General features: G+C 55.4%; 21 protein-coding genes. 14 read left to right on the top strand and 7 right to left on the bottom strand.

All coding sequences use genetic code 11. The annotated features are described in order from the left end of the window. Nucleotides 1-3 precede the first annotated feature (3 nt). Complete coding sequence (locus AUQ43_RS16000; RefSeq protein WP_062957172.1) at nt 4-1,233, bottom strand: hypothetical protein; 1,230 nt, start codon at nt 1,231-1,233, stop codon at nt 4-6. A 233-nt stretch (nt 1,234-1,466) separates the two neighbouring features. On the opposite strand from AUQ43_RS16000, the gene AUQ43_RS15995 reads away from it, so the two are divergent. From AUQ43_RS15995 to rfaE1, 3 genes are read left to right on the top strand one after another with little or no spacing between them, the layout of a single operon-like run. Further along, nucleotides 1,467-2,423, top strand: a complete 957-nt coding sequence (locus AUQ43_RS15995) for a UDP-glucuronic acid decarboxylase family protein (RefSeq protein ID WP_062957171.1) — start codon at nt 1,467-1,469, stop codon at nt 2,421-2,423. A gap of 31 nt (nt 2,424-2,454) precedes the next feature. Beyond that, nucleotides 2,455-3,039 (top strand): D-sedoheptulose 7-phosphate isomerase, encoded by a 585-nt coding sequence (locus AUQ43_RS15990; protein WP_062957170.1) that lies wholly within the window; start codon nt 2,455-2,457, stop codon nt 3,037-3,039. A 54-nt stretch (nt 3,040-3,093) separates the two neighbouring features. Then, complete coding sequence (gene rfaE1, locus AUQ43_RS15985; RefSeq protein ID WP_062957169.1) at nt 3,094-4,566, top strand: D-glycero-beta-D-manno-heptose-7-phosphate kinase; 1,473 nt, start codon at nt 3,094-3,096, stop codon at nt 4,564-4,566. On the opposite strand, the gene AUQ43_RS15980 is transcribed toward rfaE1, so the two are convergent. From AUQ43_RS15980 to cbiB, 3 genes are read right to left on the bottom strand one after another with little or no spacing between them, the layout of a single operon-like run. After that, on the bottom strand, nt 4,563-5,075 hold the full coding sequence (locus AUQ43_RS15980) for a nucleotidyltransferase family protein (RefSeq protein ID WP_232310705.1): 513 nt from the start codon (nt 5,073-5,075) through the stop codon (nt 4,563-4,565). The genes rfaE1 and AUQ43_RS15980 overlap by 4 nt on opposite strands. Next, entirely contained in the window at nt 5,039-5,197 is a 159-nt protein-coding gene (locus AUQ43_RS20590) for a hypothetical protein (RefSeq protein ID WP_232310704.1), read from the bottom strand. Before AUQ43_RS20590 ends, AUQ43_RS15980 begins: the two co-directional genes overlap by 37 nt. Continuing rightward, nucleotides 5,194-6,210, bottom strand: a complete 1,017-nt coding sequence (gene cbiB / locus AUQ43_RS15975; protein WP_232310703.1) for an adenosylcobinamide-phosphate synthase CbiB — start codon at nt 6,208-6,210, stop codon at nt 5,194-5,196. Before cbiB ends, AUQ43_RS20590 begins: the two co-directional genes overlap by 4 nt. A 454-nt stretch (nt 6,211-6,664) precedes the next feature. Here cbiB and AUQ43_RS15970 point away from each other — a divergent pair, with 454 nt between their 5' ends. The 10 genes from AUQ43_RS15970 to AUQ43_RS15925 all read left to right on the top strand — a co-directional run bounded on the left by AUQ43_RS15970 (nt 6,665) and on the right by AUQ43_RS15925 (nt 17,217). Continuing rightward, nucleotides 6,665-7,681, top strand: a complete 1,017-nt coding sequence (locus tag AUQ43_RS15970) for a sirohydrochlorin chelatase (protein ID WP_062957168.1) — start codon at nt 6,665-6,667, stop codon at nt 7,679-7,681. Between the two features lie 33 nt (nt 7,682-7,714). After that, nucleotides 7,715-8,398 (top strand): precorrin-8X methylmutase, encoded by a 684-nt coding sequence (locus AUQ43_RS15965; RefSeq protein ID WP_062957167.1) that lies wholly within the window; start codon nt 7,715-7,717, stop codon nt 8,396-8,398. Next, on the top strand, nt 8,395-9,648 hold the full coding sequence (locus tag AUQ43_RS15960; protein WP_062957166.1) for a bifunctional cobalt-precorrin-7 (C(5))-methyltransferase/cobalt-precorrin-6B (C(15))-methyltransferase: 1,254 nt from the start codon (nt 8,395-8,397) through the stop codon (nt 9,646-9,648). The genes AUQ43_RS15965 and AUQ43_RS15960 overlap by 4 nt, the downstream gene beginning before the upstream one ends. Continuing rightward, complete coding sequence (cobI, locus tag AUQ43_RS15955; protein ID WP_062957165.1) at nt 9,645-10,382, top strand: precorrin-2 C(20)-methyltransferase; 738 nt, start codon at nt 9,645-9,647, stop codon at nt 10,380-10,382. The genes AUQ43_RS15960 and cobI overlap by 4 nt, the downstream gene beginning before the upstream one ends. Then, nucleotides 10,379-12,328, top strand: a complete 1,950-nt coding sequence (gene cobJ / locus AUQ43_RS15950; protein WP_309471150.1) for a precorrin-3B C(17)-methyltransferase — start codon at nt 10,379-10,381, stop codon at nt 12,326-12,328. Before cobI ends, cobJ begins: the two co-directional genes overlap by 4 nt. Next, a complete protein-coding gene (gene cobM / locus AUQ43_RS15945) occupies nt 12,328-13,089 on the top strand; it encodes a precorrin-4 C(11)-methyltransferase (protein WP_062957163.1) in 762 nt (253 codons plus the stop codon). The genes cobJ and cobM overlap by 1 nt, the downstream gene beginning before the upstream one ends. Nucleotides 13,090-13,264: 175 nt before the next feature. Then, on the top strand, nt 13,265-14,668 hold the full coding sequence (locus tag AUQ43_RS15940) for a circularly permuted type 2 ATP-grasp protein (protein WP_062957162.1): 1,404 nt from the start codon (nt 13,265-13,267) through the stop codon (nt 14,666-14,668). Between the two features lie 16 nt (nt 14,669-14,684). Then, nucleotides 14,685-15,632 (top strand): alpha-E domain-containing protein, encoded by a 948-nt coding sequence (locus AUQ43_RS15935; protein ID WP_062957161.1) that lies wholly within the window; start codon nt 14,685-14,687, stop codon nt 15,630-15,632. Nucleotide 15,633: 1 nt separating this feature from the next. Next, a complete protein-coding gene (locus tag AUQ43_RS15930; RefSeq protein ID WP_062957160.1) occupies nt 15,634-16,452 on the top strand; it encodes a transglutaminase family protein in 819 nt (272 codons plus the stop codon). 15 nt (nt 16,453-16,467) lie between these two features. Beyond that, on the top strand, nt 16,468-17,217 hold the full coding sequence (locus AUQ43_RS15925) for a hypothetical protein (protein WP_062957159.1): 750 nt from the start codon (nt 16,468-16,470) through the stop codon (nt 17,215-17,217). Nucleotides 17,218-17,283: 66 nt separating this feature from the next. Here the strand turns inward: AUQ43_RS15925 and AUQ43_RS15920 are convergent, their stop codons facing one another. Next, complete coding sequence (locus AUQ43_RS15920; protein ID WP_232310702.1) at nt 17,284-19,770, bottom strand: plasma-membrane proton-efflux P-type ATPase; 2,487 nt, start codon at nt 19,768-19,770, stop codon at nt 17,284-17,286. Between the two features lie 127 nt (nt 19,771-19,897). Here AUQ43_RS15920 and AUQ43_RS15915 point away from each other — a divergent pair, with 127 nt between their 5' ends. Beyond that, on the top strand, nt 19,898-20,527 hold the full coding sequence (locus AUQ43_RS15915) for a GntR family transcriptional regulator (protein WP_062957158.1): 630 nt from the start codon (nt 19,898-19,900) through the stop codon (nt 20,525-20,527). A gap of 546 nt (nt 20,528-21,073) precedes the next feature. Here the strand turns inward: AUQ43_RS15915 and AUQ43_RS15910 are convergent. After that, nucleotides 21,074-21,643, bottom strand: a complete 570-nt coding sequence (locus AUQ43_RS15910; protein ID WP_062957157.1) for a CHAP domain-containing protein — start codon at nt 21,641-21,643, stop codon at nt 21,074-21,076. 59 nt (nt 21,644-21,702) lie between these two features. Then, complete coding sequence (locus tag AUQ43_RS15905; RefSeq protein WP_232310701.1) at nt 21,703-22,995, bottom strand: MFS transporter; 1,293 nt, start codon at nt 22,993-22,995, stop codon at nt 21,703-21,705. Nucleotides 22,996-23,016 lie beyond the last annotated feature (21 nt).

Here is a 23,016-nt window from a genome sequence, read left to right as displayed (position 1 = left end):
GCGCTATTTTTTTGTTCGTTCGTTCATCAGATGCTCCACATGGCGGCCCTGGAACATGGTGATATTGATCGAATGACCAAACTTGATGGCACGTTCATCATCGCAACGACACAGAATGACCCGGGTGTCACCTGACTCGGCCACGGCCGCACGCATGGCTTCGCGATGCTCTTCATCCATGTTTTCCATTTCCGGATCCCACAGCATCTTAATCATATCAACGCCAAGCTTGTTACGATTGATATAGGGCAGCGACAGATAACTGATGCCATCAATGCAGATGCGGTAACCGCGATCCCGACAGAAATCCCGTGCAAAGAAGAATGCACCCAAATCAGCAAAAATATCGATCTTCTGAAGTTCCAGAACGATTGTTCCGCGCTGACCTGCCTTGACGTTACTGTCAAATGTCAGGAAGTCCGGGGACAGCAATGTTGATACGTTCAGATTGATACTGACAGAGCCGGTCACCGATGCATCATTGGAGCGCGTTAAAAGCGACAGCATGCGTCGATCAAGAATTTCTGTCAGATGCTGAAACAGCCAACGGTTTGACAACACATTGACATCGGGCAGCAGGGTTTCCTGCAGATCCTTGATTGAAATGAACAATTCATGGAAAACCGGTGTCGGATGGGCATCACCAACCACGGCACAGATCGCCTGACGGCGCATCAGGTTGGACAAATCGGCCCGGCGCAGGGATTCATCAATCCGGCCAAGGATCTTTGGCGTCAGTGGCGCACGGTCATCGCTAAGTTCCGGATGGTCATTGTGACGCTCAGCCGCCTTGCTTACCACCTTCGGGCGATTGGCATTCGCGCGCACCAGCATCTGCGTCAGATGCAGGAATTCCTTATATTGCTGGCCGACATCGTAATAGTCGGTGAAGGTTGCTGGCGCGCCGCTTTCATCCTTGCCATCGCTGATCAGCGGATCGTCATTGAACAGGAACTTCAGGCGGAAAATGACCGCATTCACCTCGTCCATCTCAGCAGCATCAAAGATGAAAATCAGGTCCTGGTTTGACAGCGTAAAAATGCGACCGGTTACTTCCGGTACAATTTCTTCAAAGGCAGTAATCGCAGTCCTGATGTGATGGTCGCGGCGGTTAAACGGCAACAATTTGGAAAAATGCACATGAATCGCACCAACGCCTTCCTTGCGCCGCTCAAGGCGTCGCACATAGTCAACGAGGAAGGCTTCGGGCGATGGAATTGAGCTATCAGACATAAATGCAATAACCAGAAGATTGTTTTGACGGAGTAACAGCCGCTAATCTGCCCGAACCACGATAACGCCGGTCCATTAACAGGTTATGTATTTAGCATTCATGGATATTGAAACCAAACGCGAATATCGGGCAATTTCAGACATGTCGACCAATAGATAAGTCGTAGCTTTCCACCAACCAAGCTGCTAGTTTCAGCCCGTTTTGATATCAGAGCGATAAGGTTAAAGACGATATGTGGCGACGCAAGCGCGTTTTGGTAACCGGTGGCGCAGGTTTCCTTGGTTCTCATTTATGTGAACGCCTGCTTGAAGAAGGCAACGATGTTTTATGCGTCGACAATTTCTTTACCGGCACCAAGGACAACATCGTTCATCTCCTCGACAAGCCGCATTTCGAGTTGATGCGCCACGACGTTACCTTTCCGCTCTATCTTGAGGTAGACGAGATCTACAATCTCGCCTGCCCGGCATCACCGATCCATTATCAACATGATCCGGTCCAGACCACGAAAACCAGCGTGCATGGTGCGATCAATATGCTTGGCCTTGCCAAACGTGTTGGCGCAAAGATTTTCCAGGCTTCAACCAGCGAAGTTTATGGCGATCCGGAAGTCCATCCACAGACCGAAGATTACCGTGGCAACGTCAACCCGATTGGCCCGCGCGCCTGCTATGATGAAGGCAAGCGTTGCGCGGAGACGCTGTTCTTTGATTACCATCGCCAGCATGGCCTGGACATCAAGGTCGCCCGGATCTTCAATACCTATGGCCCGCGCATGCATCCGCAGGATGGCAGGGTTGTATCGAATTTTATCATTCAGGCGCTGCATGGCGAGGACATCACGATTTATGGCAATGGCGAGCAAACCCGCTCGTTCTGCTTCTACACGGATCTGATTGAGGGCTTTGTGCGCCTGATGGCGACCGACAAGACCATTACTGGCCCGATAAACCTTGGCAATCCGCATGAAATCACTATTCGCGAACTGGCCGAACGTGTGATCGAAATGACCGGTGCCAAGTCCAAGCTGATCTTCAAGGACCTTCCGGCGGATGACCCGCTGCAGCGCAAACCCGACATTACCTTTGCGCGCAAAAGTCTTGATGGCTGGGAACCGACCGTGAAACTTGAAGCTGGCCTCGGATCAACTATTGAATATTTCCGTGATCTGATTGCAACACACGGCTGAGACGACTTAGCGAGCAGGACCTGAATTACCCATGGATATTAAAGCCTTTTTCGACAGTGAGTTTGACGAGCATCTTGATCTGGTCAACAAGACTCGCGAAGCCACGCGCGATGCCTTTATCGAACTGGTCGAGATTTGCACCGATGCGCTTAATGACGGCAATAAACTGCTGTTCTTTGGCAATGGTGGGTCGGCTGCCGACGCGCAGCATATCGCCACCGAATTCACGGTCCGCTATATCAATGACCGTCGCGCGCTTCCGGCAATCGCACTGACCACCGATAGCTCTGCCCTGACCGCGATCGGCAATGATTTCGGGTTTGATCACCTGTTTTCACGTCAGATCGAGGCGCTTGGGAACCCCGATGACGTTGCAATTGGCATTTCAACATCCGGTAACAGCAAGAACGTCAATCTTGGTCTGGCAAAGGCCAGGGAAATGGGTCTGATTGCAACCGGCTGGACTGGCAAGACAGGTGGCGACATGGTTGGTCTGTGCGACCCGCTGATGATCGTTCCCAGCAACACCACCGCGCGCATTCAGGAAATGCATATCCAGATTGGCCAGATGTTGGTCGGCGCCCTTGAACACACGCTTGGCCTGACGAAAAAATAACTGGCAGACTGCCAAAGTCGCCTCAATACTCTGACAGAATAAAGAATTGCGACCATGACCGATCTTAGCCATCTGGCCCAACAGGTTGAACAACTGACCGACGCCAAGGTCCTGTGCATTGGTGATGTCATGCTTGACCGGTTTGTTTATGGATCAGTCACGCGCATCTCGCCCGAAGCCCCCATTCCGGTCATCCGGGTTGAGCGCGAAAGTGCAATGCTGGGCGGGGCGGGCAACGTCACACGCAATGCCACGGCCCTTGGCGCATCCGTTCAGTTCCTGTCGCTTGTTGGGGATGATCTGCCCGGTCGGGAAGTCATGGAATATGTCGCACATGACAAAGGCGTTGAGCCCTATATCCAGACCGAGCGCAACCGTCCGACAACGATCAAAACCCGCTATATCGCGGGCGGGCAGCAATTGTTGCGATCTGATAATGAAACGACCGGCGACATCGCGCCAGCCACCATCAGCAACCTGTCCGCTTTGGCAGGGCAACTGGCACCGGATGTCGCGGCGATCATCCTGTCTGACTACGGCAAGGGTGTCTTGCATGCCGATGTCGTGGCCGCTGCAATCGAAGCAGCGCGTAGCGCGGGCAAGCCGATCATTGTCGACCCCAAAGGTAGTGATTACAGTATCTATCGCGGGGCAACGGTGGTCACACCGAACCGCGCAGAAGCCGAAGCCGCAACCGGTATTGCCGTAAATAGCGACGAAGATGCTGTCGCCGCCGCGACCAAGATTATCACTGAATGCGGCATAGAAAACGTTCTGCTTACCCGCAGCCAGGATGGCATGACCCTTGTCACCAAAGATGGCGAGGCTTTGCATCTGCCAACCGAAGCGCGCGAAGTCTTTGACGTTTCCGGCGCTGGCGACACGGTGGTGGCCTGCCTTGCATCAGCTGTGGCAGCAGGATCAAGCCTTGCCGATGCCGCACGCATTGCCAATGTTGCCGCAGGGATCGTGGTTGGCAAGATCGGGACCGCAGTTGTTTACCCTGACGAGCTCATTTCCACCCTGCATCATCATGACCTGATGATCGGGGAAGCGAAACTGATGCCGCTTGATCGCATGGTTGATCGTGCAGAACGCTGGCGGCGCAAGGGATACACAGTCGGCTTTACCAATGGCTGCTTTGATCTGCTGCATCCGGGGCATCTCAGCCTGCTCAAACAGGCAAGCGCAAGTTGCGACCGTTTGATCGTCGGGCTGAATTCCGACGCGTCGGTCAAACGCCTCAAGGGTGACGCACGACCGGTTCAATCCGAAGCCGCACGTGCGGCCGTGCTCGGATCGCTTGAAACCGTCAGTGGGGTGGTGATCTTTGGTGAGGACACGCCGATTGAACTGATCTCGGCGATCAAGCCAGACATTCTGGTCAAGGGCGCGGATTACACCATTGATAAGGTTGTTGGGGCCGAAATCGTTCAGGCCTATGGCGGCAAAGTGGTTCTGGCCAATCTTGAAGACGGCTTTTCCACCACATCGACCATCGCCCGGATGAACAAGGGCAACGATTAATCATCGTGCCCCAAACCGTTCTTTTCCGGCCAGGGCGAGATCATCAGATCCGGCCAGATTGTTTGCCACCGGGCAACCTTGGCCTCATAGACCGTTTTTACCGGTAGAGCCGTGTTTGGGATAACCCGACCTTCCATCACGGCCGACAGACCAAATGGTGCATATATGCGATAGGCATCAATACCGTCTTTGTCCGCATCCTTGCGCACGCCAATCGCACTTGTCTGATAGGCAAAGCGATCAATCCCGTCACTGGCAGCACTTACCGCACCATACGGCACACCGAATTTTTCCGGATACCAGATCGGCACACGCGCCTGATTGCGGATTTCAACCGCGGCCGCGACATCGGAAAACAATTCAGCCCCTTGTACGATCACACGATCTTCTGAAGACCATGTCGTATCGGGATCAAAATAAAAAAGATCATAGTCGGCAATATCAGATTCCGGGACGCGATTGGCCTTGAGTTTCAGATGGTTTGGGCAATACATCCGGCGGTCAGCCACCAGTCTTCAATCCCGAAAACTGAAAACCGATCAAGAATGATTTGGTTGGTCCGGTTTTGCAGGATGCCTTCAAGGAACTCACAGCCCAACGGAATTTCATTGGCGCGTTGACCGGCACTCATAATCCGACCCAGATCACTTTAAGAATAACTGGCCAGGCACCGTTGATCAGACACGATGTGGTGAAAAGCCGCAATGCACGGTCGATATCGCTTGCGGCAAGATCGCCGCGACCACTGCCGATATAGGGATCATCAACCACTTCGCTGCCATATTGGCGCGGTCCGGCAAGGGCGATTTCAAGTGCCCCGGCAAAGGCGGCTTCCTGCCACCCGGCATTGGGGGATTTGTGTTTTTTGGCATCCGACAGCATGGTCTTCCAGGCAGCCTTGCCACTGGTTTTACCCCCGATGAATGCGGCAAGACAAATTACGCCCCCGGCAAGTCGTGCGGGGATAAAGTTCGCGACATCATCAAGGCGCGCGGCGAAGCGCCCGAAATAAAGATAGCGCTGGTTGCGATGACCAATCATCGAATCAAGCGTGTTGATCGCCTTGTAGGCGCAAATACCAATCGGCCCGCCAACCACATACCAGAACAGCGGGGCGACCACCCCGTCAGAAAAGTTTTCAGCACAGCTTTCAATCGCTGCCCGGCTGACCCCGGCCTCATCAAGCGTATCGGGATTGCGTCCGACAATCATTGAAACCGCTTTGCGGCCGCCAGCAATGCCATCTTTCTTGAGCGCAGCCGATACAGCCTTTACGTGTTGATAAAGGCCCTTTTGTGCAATCAAAACCGCGACCAAAAAAACTTCTGGTGCCCTGAAAACGTCGCCAATTGAGGAAACAAACTGAACCAGGCCACCAGCTGCGGCCGCAACGGCAATGACAGCCAGACTGGTAACAGTCCCACGAAGTAACCGATCGGCATTGCTGCGATCTGGGCGGTTCAGGCGTCTTTCGAACCACGCGATCAGATTGCCGACCCAGACGACGGGGTGTCCGATCCGCGAAAACAGCCATGGGAAGTCACCAAACACCGCGTCCAACACCAGCGCCAGCACCAGCATGGTAAAAAGCGGCCCGAAAAACGCAGGTTCCGGGATCAGAAAATCGGTAAATGTCGGTTCCATTGCCGCAATGTGCGCGGTGATCGCCAGGGCGTCAATCAGAATGACGGCGAGTTGGGTTAAGTGCCGGTCACAGCAGAGAATTTGCCATCAGGTTTTCGGTTTGCTAGAAATATTTCATACAAAATTTTATTTTATCATACAATTTCATGATTAATCCTGCCTGTCCTGAACTGCGTAAGGCAAACCACGGTCCCGACACCTACTGGACCTGACGACAAAACCGGCAACAAAAAAGAAAGTCTGATCACCGCCCCACAACATCTTCGATACCCGGCCATTACCGGCCCACAATAAGTAGTATTTTCATCACCCAGACCCCTTGCACATCATCTTGGCGTAGCTGCCGCTTGCATTCCGCAGGCCAATCGGTGAAAACGGGGGTGGCATCGGGTACCGCATGGCAAAAATGCCTTGCGAATTACACCATCTGAGAGAGACAAAGGAGCAGCCTTTTATGTCCCCCAAAGGCGCAGTAATGATTTGCGGTCACGGTTCGCGCGACGAGCGCGCGGTTTCACAGTTCAACGCGATGGTTGAAGCGATGAAACAAACCCACCTGGCCGAATACGATGTCGAAAGCGGCTTTCTCGAATTTGCCCACCCGATCCTGCGTGATGGCTTTGAAAAGCTCAAAGCCATGGGCCACAAGAAGATTTATGCCCTGCCAGGCATGCTGTTTGCCGCCGGTCACGTCAAAAACGACCTGCCGAGCGAAGTGAACAATTTCGCCCATGAAAACCCGGATATCGAGGTTCTGTTTGGCCGTGATCTTGCCATTGATCCCAAACTTCTGATGGCAGCGAAGCAACGGATCGAAGAAGCTCTTGTCGGGGTTGATGACAGCGTTTCACGTGAAGACACCCTGTTGATGGTCGTGGGGCGCGGGACCAACGATCCGGACGCCAACTCCAACGTTTACAAGGTCGCGCGCATGCTGCAGGAAGGCATGGGTTTTGGCCGCACCGAAATCAGCTATTCCGGTGTTGCCCACCCGCGCGTCAACGCGGGCCTGCGCGAAGCCATGAAGCTTGGCTACAAGCGCGTTGTCGTGTTCCCGTATTTCCTGTTTGCCGGCATTCTGATTGACCGCATCTATTCCCACACCGATGAAGTTGCGGCTGAATTTGGCGATGTTGAATTCATCAAGGCAGGTTACCTCAAGGATCATCCGATGGTGCTTGAAAGCTTTGCCGAACGTCTGGCCGAAATTGATACCGGCGACAACAACATGAACTGCCAGCTTTGCAAGTATCGCGAGCAAATCATTGGCTATGAAGGCGATGTCGGCACCCCGCAGGTCGGCCACCATCACCATGTAATGGGCATCGGCACCGACGGGCATAGCCATGATCATGGGCACCACCACCATCATGGCCACAGCCATGGGCATCACAATCACGGTCATGGCCATGATCACGGGCACAGCCACGCCCTTGATCACGACGATGCGAAGAAACCGACCGGTTCCTGACCGGTCGATCCCTGTCCCCTGAAAGGCGCGGCAATGTTTGACTATCTGCGTGACCCGCAGGAAATCTATGCCAAAAGCTTTGCGACCATCGAGGCGGAGGCAGAGCTTGCGCGCTTTTCAGAGGATGAACGCCCGATCGCCATACGCATTATTCATGCCTGTGGCATGGTTGAAATGGCTGACCAGATTGCCTTTGGCGGGGATGTTGCCGGCACCGCAACCGCAGCACTCCGGGCCGGAAAGCCCATCTTGTGTGATGCGGAAATGGTCCGCCATGGCATCATTTCCCGACTTTTGCCCACCGAAAACGAGGTGTTGTGCACCTTGAATGACGGCGACACACATGGTCTTGCGGCCAAGCTGGCAACCACGCGGTCTGCCGCTGCTGTCGAAGGCTGGAGTGATCATATCGAAGGCGCAATAATCGCCATTGGCAATGCCCCGACCGCACTTTTCCATTTGCTTGAAGCCATCCATGACGGCCGCATGGCCAAGCCTGCCGTGATCATTGGTATGCCCGTCGGGTTTGTTGGTGCGGCCGAAAGCAAGGAAGCCCTGATTGCACACGCAAACGGCATTCCTTTTGTCACGCTGCGTGGCCGGTTTGGCGGCAGTGCGGTGACCGCGGCCACAGTCAATGCATTGGCGCGCATGGCACGTGACGATGACTCCACACCCGACGGTACGCTTGAGCGCAAGAAAGGCGGGTTGTCATGAATGAACAATCCCCGATCAAGGGCCGGATAACGGTTATTGGTATTGGCGAGGACGGGTATGATGGACTATCGCCGCTTGCCCGCCAGATCCTTGAAAAAGCCAGTATCATCTTTGGCGGCACGCGCCATATCGCCATGCTGCCCGGCACCAACACCGCGACCCGGAACAAGTGGATCACCCCGTTTGAGGCCAACCTGCCCCTGATTGAGGATTGCCTTGACCAGAACCCGGTGGTTCTGGCCAGTGGGGATCCGATGTATTTCGGTGTTGGCAATACACTGATCAACTATTTCGGGACCGAACCGGTTCATGCAATCCCGGCACCTTCGAGTATTTCACTGGCGGCCTCGCGCCTTGGCTGGCCACTTGCGGATTGTGACGTCATTACCCTGCATGGCCGCGATCCGGAAAGCCTGCGCGCCCATTTGCGCCCGCATGGCAAGCTGATCGCGCTGAGTGCTGATGGATCAACCCCGGCTCTGGTTGCTGTCATGCTGTGTGAGGCCGGTTTTGATCAAAGCCGTATGTCGGTATGCGAACGGCTTGGTGGCCCGGAAGAACGCATTACCACCCAAACCGCACAAACATGGCAGGCACGGGCAACATCCATGCCCGATATCAAACCGATTGATCCGCTCAACCTGATCATGATTGATCTGGAAGCCGGACCAAACGCCAAACCACTGCCCAAGGGCCCCGGTCTTCCTGATGATGCCTTTGTCCATGACGGCATGATCACGAAATCCGAGATCCGCGCGCAAACGCTTTCTTCGCTCGCCCCGTTCAAGGGTGGCGTGCTTTGGGATCTGGGGGCTGGATGTGGATCCATATCAATTGAATGGAAACGCATGGGCGGTCTGGCGGTTGCGATTGAACGCGACGCTGAACGCTGCGCCCTGATACAAAAAAACGCCATTCGCCTTGGCGTACCAACCCTGGCAGTCGAGCAGAAATCGATTGAAGAGGCATTGGCCTTTGCCGATCGCCTGCCAAAACCCGACGCCATTTTCATCGGTGGCGGGATCACCATTGATGGTCTGCTTGATACCTGTTGGGATTTGCTACCGCGTCATGGTCGGCTGGTCGCCAACACCGTGACACTCGAAGGCGAAGAAAAATTATTACGGTTTTACAATAAAAACGGTGGCAGCCTGACGCGCCTGTCGGTTTCCCGGCTGGTGCCGCGCGGCGGCTTCAAGGGTTGGAGCAATCTGGCCCCGGTCACCCATTACCTTGGAGTAAAAGCATGAGCAGTGCGGAACGTCCCGCAACGCCCCTTACGGTGGCCGGAACGGCCTATGGGCTTGGCATCGGACCGGGCGAGCCGGACCTGATCACGCTCAAGGCCTATAACGTTCTGCAAAAGGCCGATGTCATCGCCTATCCAGCCCTGGAAGATGGCGTCAGCCTTGCACGACAGATCGTAGATCCGCACATCCCGGAAGGCCGCATTGAAATCGCCATTCGCATTGAAATGGGCAAACCCGCCGATCCGGTCTATGACGCCGCTGCACTTGAGATCGGCAAGCATCTGGCAGATGGCAAAACCGTTGCTGTGCTGTGCGAGGGTGACCCGTTCTTTTATGGCAGCTTCATGTATCTGTTTGGCCGACTGGCCGAGGCCGGATACCCGGTCAAAACCGTGCCGGGCGTCAGTTCGATGATGGCCTGTGCAGCCCAGCTTGGCGCGCCGCTGGCTGCCAAGAACGATGTGCTGCAAGTCATTCCCGGCCCGCTTGATGCCGACCGCCTGCGCGAACAACTGGCCAAAACCGATGCGGCGGCAATCATAAAACTGGGCCGTCATTTCGCGAAGGTCCGTGACGTGATTGATGAGCTGGGCCTGACTGATCGGGCGCGCTATATCGAGCGTGCGACACTTGAAACCCAGAAAATGGTCCCGCTTGGCGATTTGCCAAGTGATGCAAAGGCCCCGTACTTTTCCATGATCCTGATCCACCGTCGCGGAGACGCATGGCGATGACCGCCCAACACAACAATAACAATCCCGTATTGCCGACCGATCCGATTGCCCCGATTGCGGTGGTCTGCCTGACACAGCGCGCGCTTCCGACTGCCCGCAAGATCGCATCCAGCCTGCAGGGTGCGACCGTCCATGGCCTGCGTACACGTGTTTCCACCCGCGACGTTGATTTGGCCTTTGACGATACCATTGCACATCTGCAACAAACTTTTTCGACCGGACATGTCATCATTGGTGTGTGCGCATCGGGCATTCTGATCCGTGCGCTTGCCCCGCTTCTCAGCGGAAAGTGGCAGGACGCAGCCGTGATTGCCGTCGATGAATCCGGCGACACCTTTATCCCGCTTCTGGGCGGGCATCACGGGGGTAACCGGCTGGCGCGCGATCTGGCAGATCGGCTGGGTGGCTTTGCCGCCATCACCACACCGGGCGATGCGATGCTGGGATTGGCCCTTGATGAACCACCGGCAGGCTGGAAACTGGGCACACCCGACACCGTTAAACCAGCAACCGCTGCACTGCTGGCCGGTGCGTCTGCCCGCCTTGAGATCGAGGCCGGATCAGCTGCGTGGCTGACCAACAGTGCGATTGCCCAATCTGATGACGGCAGTGTCGTGATTACCGCCACCGCGCGCGCAACCGATGAATCCGATACCAGCGATGCCGGACCGGAAACTGCAATCACCTATCACCCGCCGGTTCTGGCATTGGGTGTCGGCTGTGAACGCGGCTGTCCGGTGGACGATCTTTATGATCTTGTGATGGAAACACTGGCCGGACAATGCCTGAGTCCCAAGGCCATTGCCTGTGTCAGTTCGATTGATCTCAAGGCCGATGAAGCCGCCGTACACGAACTGGCAAACCGTCTTGGTGTGCCTGCAAGGTTCTTTGACGCCACCACCCTTGAGGCTGAGGCAGACCGCCTTGTCAGCCCGTCTGACGTCGTCTTTGCCGAAACCGGCTGCCATGGCGTTGCCGAAGGCGCAGCGCTGGCAACGGTTGGAGCCACCGGCAAGCTGATTGTGCCAAAACACAAGACCAAAAAATCCACCTGTGCCGTTGCCCTGTCACAGGATGACATCATCCCGGAAAACATCGGAACTGCTCAGGGCAGACTTTCGATTGTGGGAATCGGGCCAGGCCAGATCGGCTGGCGCAGCCCGGAAGCCACCGCCCTGATCGGTCGGGCCACCGATATTGTCGGCTATCAGATGTATCTTGATCTTCTGGGGCCGCTTATCGATGGCAAACACTGCCACCATTCCGATCTGGGCGCCGAAGAAGCCCGTGCGCGTCATGCGCTGGAACTGGCAGCGACTGGCAAGGACGTCGCCCTGATCGGATCGGGGGATGCGGGTATCTATGCGCTGGCAACCCTGGTGTTTGAGTTGCTGGATCGCGAAGATCGCACGGATTGGAACAGGGTCGCGGTGCAGGTGTCACCGGGTATTTCCGCCCTTCAGGCAGCAGCCGCGCGCATCGGCGCGCCACTGGGCCATGATTTCTGTGCGATTTCGCTGTCTGACCTTCTGACCCCGCGCGAGGATATCCTGCGCCGCCTGAAATCAGCGGCCGAGGGCGATTTCGTGATTGCCTTCTATAACCCGGTCTCCAAGCGGCGCCGCGATCTTCTGGCCAAGGCCCGCGATATCCTGCTTGAACATCGCAATGACGACACCCCGGTGGTTCTGGGTCGTCAGCTTGGCCGCCCGGATGAGGAAATCACAGTCGTTCCACTTTCGAAACTAGAAGTCGATATGGTGGATATGCTGACCACCGTATTGGTCGGATCAAGCAACAGCCGCCACATCACACGTGGTGAGAACGAATGGGTCTATACCCCGCGCGGCTACGCCAAAAAGGGCCCGGATGCCGCCAAGGCACCGGTTCACAGCAGCACTGACACTTCCAAAAACGACACTTCCAAGAAAGGCGGGGCAGAATAATGACTGTTCATTTTATTGGCGCCGGTCCCGGTGCCCCGGACCTGATCACCGTGCGCGGCTTGCGCCTGATCGAAAAATGCCCGGTCTGTCTTTATGCCGGATCCCTCGTACCCGAGGAAATCGTGACTGCCGCCCCGGAAGGCGCGCATGTCGTTGATACAGCCCCGATGAACCTTGATGAAATCATGGCCGAGATCGAGGCCGCCCACGCCAAGGGACAGGATGTTGCACGCGTTCATTCCGGTGATCCGTCAATCTATGGCGCAATTGCCGAACAGATCCGCCGTCTGGACGATCTAGGCGTTCCCTATGACATCACACCGGGCGTTTCGGCCTATGCCGCGACCGCTGCTGAGATCGGGGCAGAACTGACACTGCCAGATGTGTCCCAGACGGTGATTCTGACCCGGACAGCCATGCGTTCATCAAGCATGCCGGACGGCGAGAGCCTTAAGGAACTTGGCAAATCGCGCGCAACGCTGGCGGTCCATTTGTCGATCAATAACCTCGCCAATGTCGTGCGCGATCTGACGCCGTATTATGGCGAAGATTGCCCGGTTGTGATTGCCTATCGCGCAACCTGGCCGGACCAGAAATACATATTCGGCACGCTTGGTGACATCCGTGCCAAGGTCAAGGGCAGCGGTATCACGCGTACGGCGCTGATCATGGTCGGCGAGGTGTTCGGTCGCAAGGATTTCACCGACTCTAGGCTTTACGCCGCAGATCACACCCATGTGTTGCGCCCGGCAAAAGCATGATCGGGATCGGGCGGATGTAAAGTCCGCCCGTTTTTTGCACAAACGCTCTAATCATCAAGTTTATTTTTTCATCAGATCAGTAGTTTGCTGAAAAATCTGTCATTTCAACCGTCAACATCCTTGACCCTTGCCCGCCCGGCACCCTTTAATCAAAGGGTAATAAACGGGAGTATGCATGTTCAACGAGATGAGAATGGGCGACCAAATCCGCGAACCTTATCGCGCTTTGGTTGACTGGATGGAAGCAAACGGTCCCGAGGTTCTCGAACAAAAGCGCCTTGAAGCCGAAACCCTGTTTCGCAAGATTGGAATTACGTTTGCCGTTTATGGCGAGGGTGGAGATCCCGAACGGCTTATTCCCTTTGATCTGATTCCCCGCATTTTCACATCTCAGGAATGGCGCAAGCTTGATCGCGGTGTCAAACAGCGTGCCCGTGCCCTGAACGCGTTTCTCTATGACGTCTACCACAATGCCGAAATCATCAAGGCGGGCATTGTCCCGGCGGATCTTGTGTTTCGCAACGAGGCGTTCGAACCGGCCGTGATCGGTATTGATCCGCCGCGCAATGTCTATAGCCACATTGTCGGTGTTGATATTGTGCGTACGGGCCCCGAAGAATTTTATGTTCTGGAGGATAACTGTCGTACGCCATCAGGTGTGTCCTACATGCTTGAAAATCGCGAAATCATGATGCGCATGTTCCCGGACCTGTTCAAAAACCTTCGGATCGAGCCGGTCGAAAGCTATCCGGACATGCTGCTGAAAACGCTTAAAAGCATCGCGCCGCGCAAATGTGACCGTGAACCGAACATTGTGGTTCTTACCCCGGGTGCGATGAACAGTGCGTATTACGAACATTCCTTCCTTGCCGACCAGATGGGTGTTGAGCTGGTCGAAGGTCAGGACCTGTTTGTTCATGAAGACCGGGTCTATATGCGCACCACGCGCGGTCCGGCCCGGGTTGACGTGATTTATCGCCGCATTGATGATGCCTATATCGACCCACTTTGCTTCAAAAGCGATTCGGTGCTGGGTATTCCCGGTTTGATGAATGTCTATCGTTCGGGTGGGGTTGCGATCTGTTCTGCACCGGGGGCCGGTGTCGCCGATGACAAGGCGGTTTACACCTATGTACCCGATATGATCCGCTTCTATCTGGGGCAAGAGCCGATCCTCAATAACGTGCCGACATGGAAATGCGGCAAGCCTGATGACCTGAAATACGTTCTCGAACATCTGGGCGAACTGGTGGTCAAGGAAGTCCACGGCTCAGGGGGCTATGGCATGCTGGTCGGGCCAGCATCAACCAAGGAAGAACAGGCCGCCTACGCCAAACGGATCGAAGCCGATCCTGGCGATTTCATCGCGCAGCCAACATTGTCTCTGTCGGCCTGCCCGACCTTTGTTGAAAGCGGCATTGCCCCGCGCCACGTTGATTTCCGGCCTTTCTGCCTTGTTGGCGACAATGTGCGCCTGACGCCGGGTGGATTGACCCGTGTCGCGATGCGTGAAGGCTCACTTGTCGTGAACTCGTCGCAAGGCGGCGGGGTCAAGGACACATGGATCATGAGTGATTAAAGGAAAGGGTTGAGTAATGCTTAGTCGTACCGCAGACAACCTTTTCTGGCTGTCGAGATATGTCGAACGGGCCGAAAACATGGCCCGCCTGATGGAGATGGGCTATCGCATGGCCCTGATGCCCGCCGCCGCAAGCGGTAACCGATCAGAATGGGAATCCGTTCTGTCAGCATCAGGCTGTGCGGCAGGATATGACCCCGATGCACCCTTGCGTCAGGAAGAAGTCGCCAATTTCCTGATTTTTAACCGGGATAACCCGTCATCCATCCTCAACTGTTTTGAATATGCCCGGGCAAACGCACGCGCCATGCGTACCGCGATCACTGCGGAAATGTGGGAAGCGCTGAACAACGCACTGATGGAACTTCGTCGCCCGTCGATGCACAATCTGGCCAAGAATGAGCTGCCGGAATTCATCGACTGGGTCAAAAAGCAGGGCGCACTGTTCCGCGGTGCTACCGATTCCACGATTTTGCGTAATGACGGGTATGACTTTATTCGTCTGGGCACCTTTATCGAACGTTCGGACAACACTGCGCGCTTGCTTGATGTCAAATATTACGTCTTGCTGCCGGAAACCAGCATGGTCGGCGATGGTGTTGATAACTATCAATGGACAACGGTCTTGCGTGCGGCATCGTCGCTGCGCGCTTTTCACTGGGTCTATCGTGATGATTACTCACCGCACCGGATTGCGCATTTCCTGATTCTCAATCCGTTTAGCCCACGGTCACTGGCACATTGCGCCGAACAGATCACGCAACACCTTGAACGTCTGGCGCGTCATTACGGCCAACGCCACAGCGTCCACCGGCAGGCCGTCGAGATATATTCCCTGCTCACGCAAAGCGACATGGATGAGATTTTCTCGACCGGGCTACATGAGTTCCTGACCGATTTTCAGGGTCGGAACCGTATCCTGTCGCATGCCATTGCCGACGCATATCATTTCGGGGGGCAGTAAGATGCGCTTGAACGTCGAACACAGAACCCACTATCGCTATGAAAGTCCGGCCTATCATGCGGTGCAAAGCCTGAAGCTGACCCCGGCAGAGTTTGAAGGCCAGAAAATCATCAACTGGTCGATCACGGCTGAGGGGTGCACAATCGGGTCGGAATTCACTGATGGCAATGGTGATATCATCAGCACTTTGACTTCAAACGGCCCGGTAGAGGCGATTGAAATCGTCGTTAAGGGCGAGGTCGAAACCACCGATACCGCCGGTGTCCTGCGCGGACACAAAGAACGCGCATTTCCCGCCGTGTTCCTGCGATCCACCCCAATGACCAAATCAAGTGCCGCCATCCGCAAGCTTGCCGACAAGATTGCCAAGAAAACCAAGGATGGTTCGGCGCTGGAATTGGCGCATGCCCTGGCTGCGGCTGTGGGAGAGGCCATTGAATATGCGCCCGGCGCAACCCACGTCCATACCACGGCGGCTGATGCGATTGCCGATGGCAAGGGTGTTTGTCAGGATCATGCCCATGTACTGATCTCCGCGGCCCGCCACCTTGGCATTCCGGCCCGCTATGTATCGGGATACCTGTTTGCCGACCACGAAGGCAAACCGCACGAGGCATCCCATGCATGGGCAGAATTGCATTTGCCAGAATTCGGTTGGGTGGGGTTTGATCCGGCCAACAAGTGCTGTCCGACCGATAATTATATCCGGCTCGGTTCCGGTCTTGATGGACAGGTTGCCACACCTGTGCGGGGCGTACATACTGGTGGCGCGAATGAAAATTTGGATGTAACAGTCGTCATTTCGCAATCACAACAATAGTCGGGCGACAAAAAGATGACCTACTGTGTCGGGTTGATGCTGAACGAAGGGATGGTTTTCCTTTCGGACACGCGGACCAATGCGGGCCTTGATAACATTTCGCGCTATCGCAAGATGTTTACCTGGGAAGTTCCCGGTGAACGGGCGATTGTCGCACTTTCGGCAGGCAATCTGGCCATCACCCAGGCAGTCATGAGCACCCTGTTTGAGGCCATTGATGATCCCGACACCAAGCCCGGAAACTGCATCCTAAGCGCGCCAAGCATGTTCCGTGTTGCGGAACTGTTCGGCGAAGCCATGCAAAAGGTGCAGCTGAAATACCATGACACCCTTGAACAGCATCATGAAAGCAGTGCTGCATCCATCATGATTGGCGGCCAGCGCAAGGGTGGGGATCAGCGCCTGTTTCTGGTTTATGCGGCCGGGAACTTCATCGAAGCCACATCAGACACACCCTATCTTCAGATTGGCGAACACAAATACGGCAAGCCGATACTTGATCGCGTGATCACCCCCGACACACCGATCCAGGATGGTGTGAAGGCAGTGTTGCTGTCGATGGATTCAACGCTGCGTTCCAACCTGTCAGTCGGCATGCCGCTTGATCTGGCCGTATTGCCCGACGATACCTGCCAGTTTTCCGAGATCCGCCGGATCGAGGCGGATGATATGGGCTTTCGTGCTCTTTCGGATGCGTGGTCAAACGCGCTTCGTGATGCCTTTGCCGACATGCCTGACGAACATCGCGATATCGCTGCGGAATAGGTGGCACAATGTAAGCTTTGATAAAGCCGGACCGGTGGTCCGGCTTTTCGTTTGTTGAATTCCGTCTTATCGACCGTGATGAAGGGATCCTTCAACCCGTGTCAGATGGCTGTGGTGGCTTTGATGCCGGTGGGTCAGAAGGCGATAGACCCAGACCTTGATAACGCCCGCCACAACAAACCAGCACAACGCATACCCCCACACCACCAGCGCGTGATACCAGCCAATTGGTGGCACAAACCAACCATAGACAGCCGCCAGCGTCCCGATGATCTGGGTGATCTCGGTTGCGAGAAACAGCTTCATGTTGGGATAGGGCTTCTGCCAGAAGAAACCCTTGTGCCGGGTGAGATAGATCGTCAGATGCCCCGCCACCAGAAGCTTGAGAAAAATCAACGTCTGAACTTCTTCGGGTGGCAGGTGCAACCAGGTTTCCGACACCCAAAGCAACACAAATGACGAAACCACCCCGATGGCCCCCAAAAGCGACGCCATGGTGAGCGTATTGCCCATATCCCAACGCACCGGATGTTGGGCAACATCGGCATTGTCATAGGCGATCATCATGATGGGGAAATCATTGAGCAACGCCAGCAGCACAATCATCACCGCCGTCACCGGATAGAAATCAAACACCAGGATCGAAATCGTCATGAACAGCAAAACGCGGATCGTTTCGGAAATCCGAAAGGTCGCGTAACTGCCCATGCGCTCGAAGATGCGTCTGGATTCCTCAATCGCACTTGTTATCACCGAAATGCCCGGCGCGGTCAGGACAAGATCGGCCGCTGCCCGTGCCGCATCGGTCGCATTTGAAACCGCAATACCGATATCGGCCTGTTTAAGTGCCGGCGCATCATTCACCCCATCCCCGGTCATGCCGACAATATGGCCGCGATCCTGGAATTGGCGAACAATCGCATATTTATGTTCGGGAAAGACACGGGCAAAACCATCTGCGCGCTCCATCAGGACCGGATCGCGTGCCTGATTGTTGCGATCAAATATCGTATCAGCCGGCAGGATGTTTTGACCCAATCCCAGTTCACCGGCGACTTCACGGCCAATCGCCTCGTGATCGCCGGTAATCATGCGGATATCGACCCCATTGCGGCGCAGTTCGGCAACCGTTGACGCCGCATCCTCGCGCGGTGGATCAAACAGCGGCAGCAATCCCAGAAAGCGCCAATTGCCATCATGATCAGTTTGCGCCACGCCAAGGGCGCGGTATCCATGCTCGGCCATGATTTTGATCGCGTTCATCACCGGGCGATAGGCTGCGACACTTTCGATATCGGATGCCTCATCCTCACACAGAAGCGCCAGAACCGCCTGCGGCGCCCCCTTTGCCACCATGATCGACTTGCTGTCGTGGGTTACTTCCGCCTCGGCCCGCTTGCGTACCGGGTCAAACTGGCGGAACGCGGAAACGTCATACCCATCAAGCTTTGCCGGGTCACCTAGGATGGCAAAAACTGCGCGATCAATCGGGTCGTGACTGTCGACTTCCGAGGCCAGTGCTGCAGCACGGATAAGTGTTTCTTCATCGTCGGCATCGATCAGAACCGGCGTTCCCACGGTTAAATGGTTTTGCGTCAAGGTTCCGGTCTTGTCAGAACACAGGATGTCCATCCCGGCCAGTTCCTCAATCGAGACCAGCCTTGATACAATCGCCTTCATCCGTGCAAGTTTTTCGGCACCGACCGCCAGCGTCACCGAAAGGACCGCTGGCAAGGCTACCGGAATTGCCGCCACCGCCAGGATCAGGGCAAATAGCAAGGTCTCCATCAATGGATCACCACGATGCAGGGCGACCGTCATGATCAAGGCAATCAAGCCCAGCGTGATCAGGATCAGGAAATTGCCAATGCGCAAGACTGCACGTTGAAAATGGGATTTCTTGCCAGCGCCTTTGACCAGACTGGCCGTTTTGCCGATATACGTCGCCATACCGGTCGCGATGACCATAGCAGTCATCTGCCCCTGTCGTGCAATGGCACCAGAATAGACCTCATCCCCCACATTCATATCAACCGCAAGCGATTCACCGGTCAGGGCCGACTGATCAACCCGCAAGTAGTCGCCTGACAGCAGCTTGCAGTCTGCGGGAATGATATCGCCAAGCTTGATGCGAATGATGTCACCGGGCACCAGGCCCTGTGCCGAAAGGTCCGACCATGCACCATCCCGCAACACGCGTGCATCAGGGGCAAGGCGCTGCTTGAGGGCTGCTATGGCATTGTCGGCCTTGAATTCCTGCCAAAACCCGACCCCGGCATTCAAAACCAGCATCACCATGATGATGGCAAAGTCTGACCAATGCTGCACAACTGCCGACAGAATGGCGGCAACTTCGATCATCCACGGGATTGGCCCCCAGAAGAATGACAAAAGCTTTTTAAGCGCACTGGTTTGGCCGTCTTTCAGACGGTTTTCACCGAACTGCTCGACACGGTGTTTTACCTCATCCTGTGCAAGACCGGTTTTCGGATCTGTCCGCAGCAATGACGGGTCAATTTTAGGGAAATCGCGTTTGGCAGTCTGTTCCATCATGACGGTGCCTCTTTGCCCCTGCAGGCGATGTGGAGAACTGCAATACTTCTAGAGTATATTGCAGCGCACAACATTGCTGCACATCAATCTGGTCGACAAACGTTTGCGCACAAATTATCTATAAAACATGAAAAAAAGCAGCACAGACACCACGGTCGCGGGCCGCATTACCCGCGCACTGGCAGAACGGATTATTTCCGGCGAATTCGAACCCGGCATGAAACTACGTCAGGACCATTTCGCAGAGGAATTCGGCGCCAGTCATGTTCCAGTGCGCGAAGCCTTTCGCAGGCTGGAGGCACAAGGTCTTGCGGTTAGTGAACCGCGCCGCGGGGTTCGGGTTGCAAGTTTTGACATTGCCGAGGTCCGCGAGGTTGCTGAAATGCGTGCGTCGCTTGAGGTTCTTGCCCTTCGCAACGCGGCCCCCAATCTGACGCCGGATATTCTCGACCTTGCAGAGGCGCACAACCGCGAAGGTGAAAACGCCGCCGACGTTCAGGCGTGGGAACAAGCCAACAAGGCCTTTCACCGTGTAATCCTTGAGCCATGTGGCATGCCGCGCCTGCTTGCGACCATTGATGATCTGCATGCCGCCAGTGCGCGGTTTCTGTTTTCGGGCTTCCGGATGGAATGGGAAGCCCCGACAGATCAGGACCACCGGGCAATCCTGGCGGCACTCCGCAGCAATCAGATTGACGTTGCCGCCGCCACCCTTGCCCGACATGTAAAATGGATCGGCAAAAACCCGGCACGATAATGGACACAGGCACGCACCAAGCACGGTGAGGTGCCACCAACCAGCTTCTTTTACGCCCGCTTTCCGTCAAAAATGAAACGATCGACACCCGATACAGAGTGTACTGGCGTCGCCCTTGCACAATCCGTGCGGTCAGATTGTGCTCAGGTCGAATTTTATAGATAAAAAATATCGCTACAAATCAATTAGTTATACACTTAACTCATCGGTTTTCCTCAAAACTCACTTTTGCAGTTCATTTTTGCGTTGATTTCAGCGCCGGATCGCGGCGTAATTAGGATAGAAATCATCGTTTTATAGATAAAATGAATTCAAGCGGGTTCGAACGGGAAAAAAGGACGATGCGCTGCGGTGTCTACGCCGCACGGAAATGCCGGGAACAGTATCAAAGCGCGCACTTGCATCCCAATCGCCAAAAAGGCTCTTCGACCCAGCTTGTAAGGTTCAACCCCCGAACCCGTGCCGCCCGCACGGGTTTAATTGGCGAAGCTCTCTATCCGTGGGGGCTTCGCCACTTTTTTGGGTTTTGGGGAAGGTGCCTGTAGCTTAGTTCGCCTCGGCGGTTTCACGCGGCTGATAGATAAAACCATGCGCCGGATAAACACTGCCAAAGCTGCCAAGCGTGTTCATCATGCGCACTTCCGACCAGTCATTATTGGGCGACACATCAACGACAGGCTGGCGGTAATGTACCTTGCCGCGTGTGCGTGAATCACTGCCCCAATTGGCATGGTTCACAAGGATCTTGCGATCATCAAGGATGGCAGACACCACCGCCACATGCCCCAGTTTCAGTCGCGATGTCTTGCGCAGCGCAAGAACGGCACCGACCTGCGGGCGATTGCCACGCTGGAAGTTTTTCTGACCGGCCTGGCCCCACCAGGTCCAGGCATCACCGTAAATCTGAATGCCGGAAACTTCGCGTGCATACGGGACGCATTGCAGGAACTTGTCGGTCGGCGCGAACTTGTTGAGCGGCGAGGACGGTATCCTGACACTGGCAACAGACTGAACCGTGTCGCTTGGCATCGGGCCCGTCGGGCGAGATGCGGTATTGCCCGTGCTAAAACAGGCTGAAAGCAACAAACACAGTCCGACAACACCAACCAAACGCATCTGGAAATCCCCATCATCTCACGATGGATCACCATAGGATGGCAGGCCTTAATAATCCTTTACCGCCGCACATTTGCACGACGCGGCAGCGCGCCAATCCGATAAAGCCGCCAAAGTCCGACACAGGCCGCACACAGGATCAAAACACCTGACCCGCGCGCGGTATATTGAATGTGACCGGCTTCGGAAATCGCCCCCAGCAGCGTTCCACCAAGCGCCATGCCGCCAAAGCTGGTGGCACTCCAGAAACTCATGACCCGACCGCGCAGACGGTTATCAACAGTCAGCTGCAGCGCCGTCTGCGACCCAACACCAACCAGCGTCAAACCACCGCCCGTAAGGGCCACCAGAACCACCGCAAGCTCATACCAAGGTGCAAAACCAAGCCCGGTCATGCCAATGGCAGCAGCAAAGGCACCCATAATTGTCACCCGTTGATAGGCAGTAGCGTCCGAGGCTATGCGCGACAGAATAAAGGTTGATGTAACCGCCCCAACCCCCGCACTTGATGCCAGCATGCCAAGCCCGGTTACACCCCGGTCATAGACCGCTTCGGCAAAGACCGGCATCAGTTCGACCATGCCCGTGCCCACAAGCGAGACAAAGCAGGAAAGGGCAAGGACGGACCGGATCATCGGGTGATTGAGCGCATATCGCGCCCCGTCCACAAGCGAGGTCCAGATACGTCGGCTTTTGGCATCAGGTGCGCGTTCCATGTGGATGGTCACAACTGAAATGACAAACACCATCGGCAGGTAACTGATCGCGTTGATCATAAAGGCCGCGCCCGTCCCCCATGTCGCAATCACCACCCCGCCAACGGCCGGCCCGACCAAACGCGAGATATTGAAGTTCATCGCGGCATAGGCGACCGCCCGGTTCATGAAGGCACGCGGCACAATCACCGGCACAAGTGACAGGCGAACGGGTGTCATTGCACTGCCCAAAATCCCCATCGCCCCTGCCAAAACCACCATCCAGGGCAGGGTCATCATGTCGGCATAGGACAGCCCCATCAAAAGAAAGGAAACACCCGTCTGACCAAGATTGAGCAACATGGCCGTACGGCGCAAATCCACCCGATCAGCCATCACCCCAAAGATCGGACCAAGGAAAAAGGCCGGGGCGAAGTTAAGGGCCGCGATCATCCCGGTCCAAAAGGCCGAACCGGTCAGCGACCACGCCAGCCAAGACATGGCGATCTTCTGAATCCACAGGCCTTGCGTCGTGATGCATTGCCCGACGAGAAACAGCAGGAAGTTGCGATCAGAAAAAATCGATCTTTGTGCTTCATCATTTTTCGGATCAGGTTTTGAATCATCCATATCCGGGGCGGGGTCGGGAACAGGCACAAGGCCTCCAATAATCGGTGA

This window comes from Thalassospira sp. MCCC 1A01148 (genome assembly GCF_001613795.1).
Lineage (GTDB): Bacteria > Pseudomonadota > Alphaproteobacteria > Rhodospirillales > Thalassospiraceae > Thalassospira.
This window is presented reverse-complemented; position numbering and strand designations above follow the sequence as displayed.

Excerpts from the sequence above, each read along its gene's own strand:
- AUQ43_RS16000 (WP_062957172.1), bottom strand. The coding sequence starts at position 1,233 with ATGTCTGATAGCTCAATTCCATCGCCCGAAGCCTTCCTCGTTGACTAT.
- AUQ43_RS15995 (WP_062957171.1), top strand. The coding sequence starts at position 1,467 with ATGTGGCGACGCAAGCGCGTTTTGGTAACCGGTGGCGCAGGTTTCCTT.
- AUQ43_RS15990 (WP_062957170.1), top strand. The coding sequence starts at position 2,455 with ATGGATATTAAAGCCTTTTTCGACAGTGAGTTTGACGAGCATCTTGAT.
- rfaE1 (WP_062957169.1), top strand. The coding sequence starts at position 3,094 with ATGACCGATCTTAGCCATCTGGCCCAACAGGTTGAACAACTGACCGAC.
- AUQ43_RS20590 (WP_232310704.1), bottom strand. The coding sequence starts at position 5,197 with ATGAGTGCCGGTCAACGCGCCAATGAAATTCCGTTGGGCTGTGAGTTC.
- cbiB (WP_232310703.1), bottom strand. The coding sequence starts at position 6,210 with ATGGAACCGACATTTACCGATTTTCTGATCCCGGAACCTGCGTTTTTC.
- AUQ43_RS15970 (WP_062957168.1), top strand. The coding sequence starts at position 6,665 with ATGTCCCCCAAAGGCGCAGTAATGATTTGCGGTCACGGTTCGCGCGAC.
- AUQ43_RS15965 (WP_062957167.1), top strand. The coding sequence starts at position 7,715 with ATGTTTGACTATCTGCGTGACCCGCAGGAAATCTATGCCAAAAGCTTT.
- AUQ43_RS15960 (WP_062957166.1), top strand. The coding sequence starts at position 8,395 with ATGAATGAACAATCCCCGATCAAGGGCCGGATAACGGTTATTGGTATT.
- cobI (WP_062957165.1), top strand. The coding sequence starts at position 9,645 with ATGAGCAGTGCGGAACGTCCCGCAACGCCCCTTACGGTGGCCGGAACG.
- cobJ (WP_309471150.1), top strand. The coding sequence starts at position 10,379 with ATGACCGCCCAACACAACAATAACAATCCCGTATTGCCGACCGATCCG.
- cobM (WP_062957163.1), top strand. The coding sequence starts at position 12,328 with ATGACTGTTCATTTTATTGGCGCCGGTCCCGGTGCCCCGGACCTGATC.
- AUQ43_RS15940 (WP_062957162.1), top strand. The coding sequence starts at position 13,265 with ATGTTCAACGAGATGAGAATGGGCGACCAAATCCGCGAACCTTATCGC.
- AUQ43_RS15935 (WP_062957161.1), top strand. The coding sequence starts at position 14,685 with ATGCTTAGTCGTACCGCAGACAACCTTTTCTGGCTGTCGAGATATGTC.
- AUQ43_RS15930 (WP_062957160.1), top strand. The coding sequence starts at position 15,634 with ATGCGCTTGAACGTCGAACACAGAACCCACTATCGCTATGAAAGTCCG.
- AUQ43_RS15925 (WP_062957159.1), top strand. The coding sequence starts at position 16,468 with ATGACCTACTGTGTCGGGTTGATGCTGAACGAAGGGATGGTTTTCCTT.
- AUQ43_RS15920 (WP_232310702.1), bottom strand. The coding sequence starts at position 19,770 with ATGATGGAACAGACTGCCAAACGCGATTTCCCTAAAATTGACCCGTCA.
- AUQ43_RS15915 (WP_062957158.1), top strand. The coding sequence starts at position 19,898 with ATGAAAAAAAGCAGCACAGACACCACGGTCGCGGGCCGCATTACCCGC.
- AUQ43_RS15910 (WP_062957157.1), bottom strand. The coding sequence starts at position 21,643 with ATGCGTTTGGTTGGTGTTGTCGGACTGTGTTTGTTGCTTTCAGCCTGT.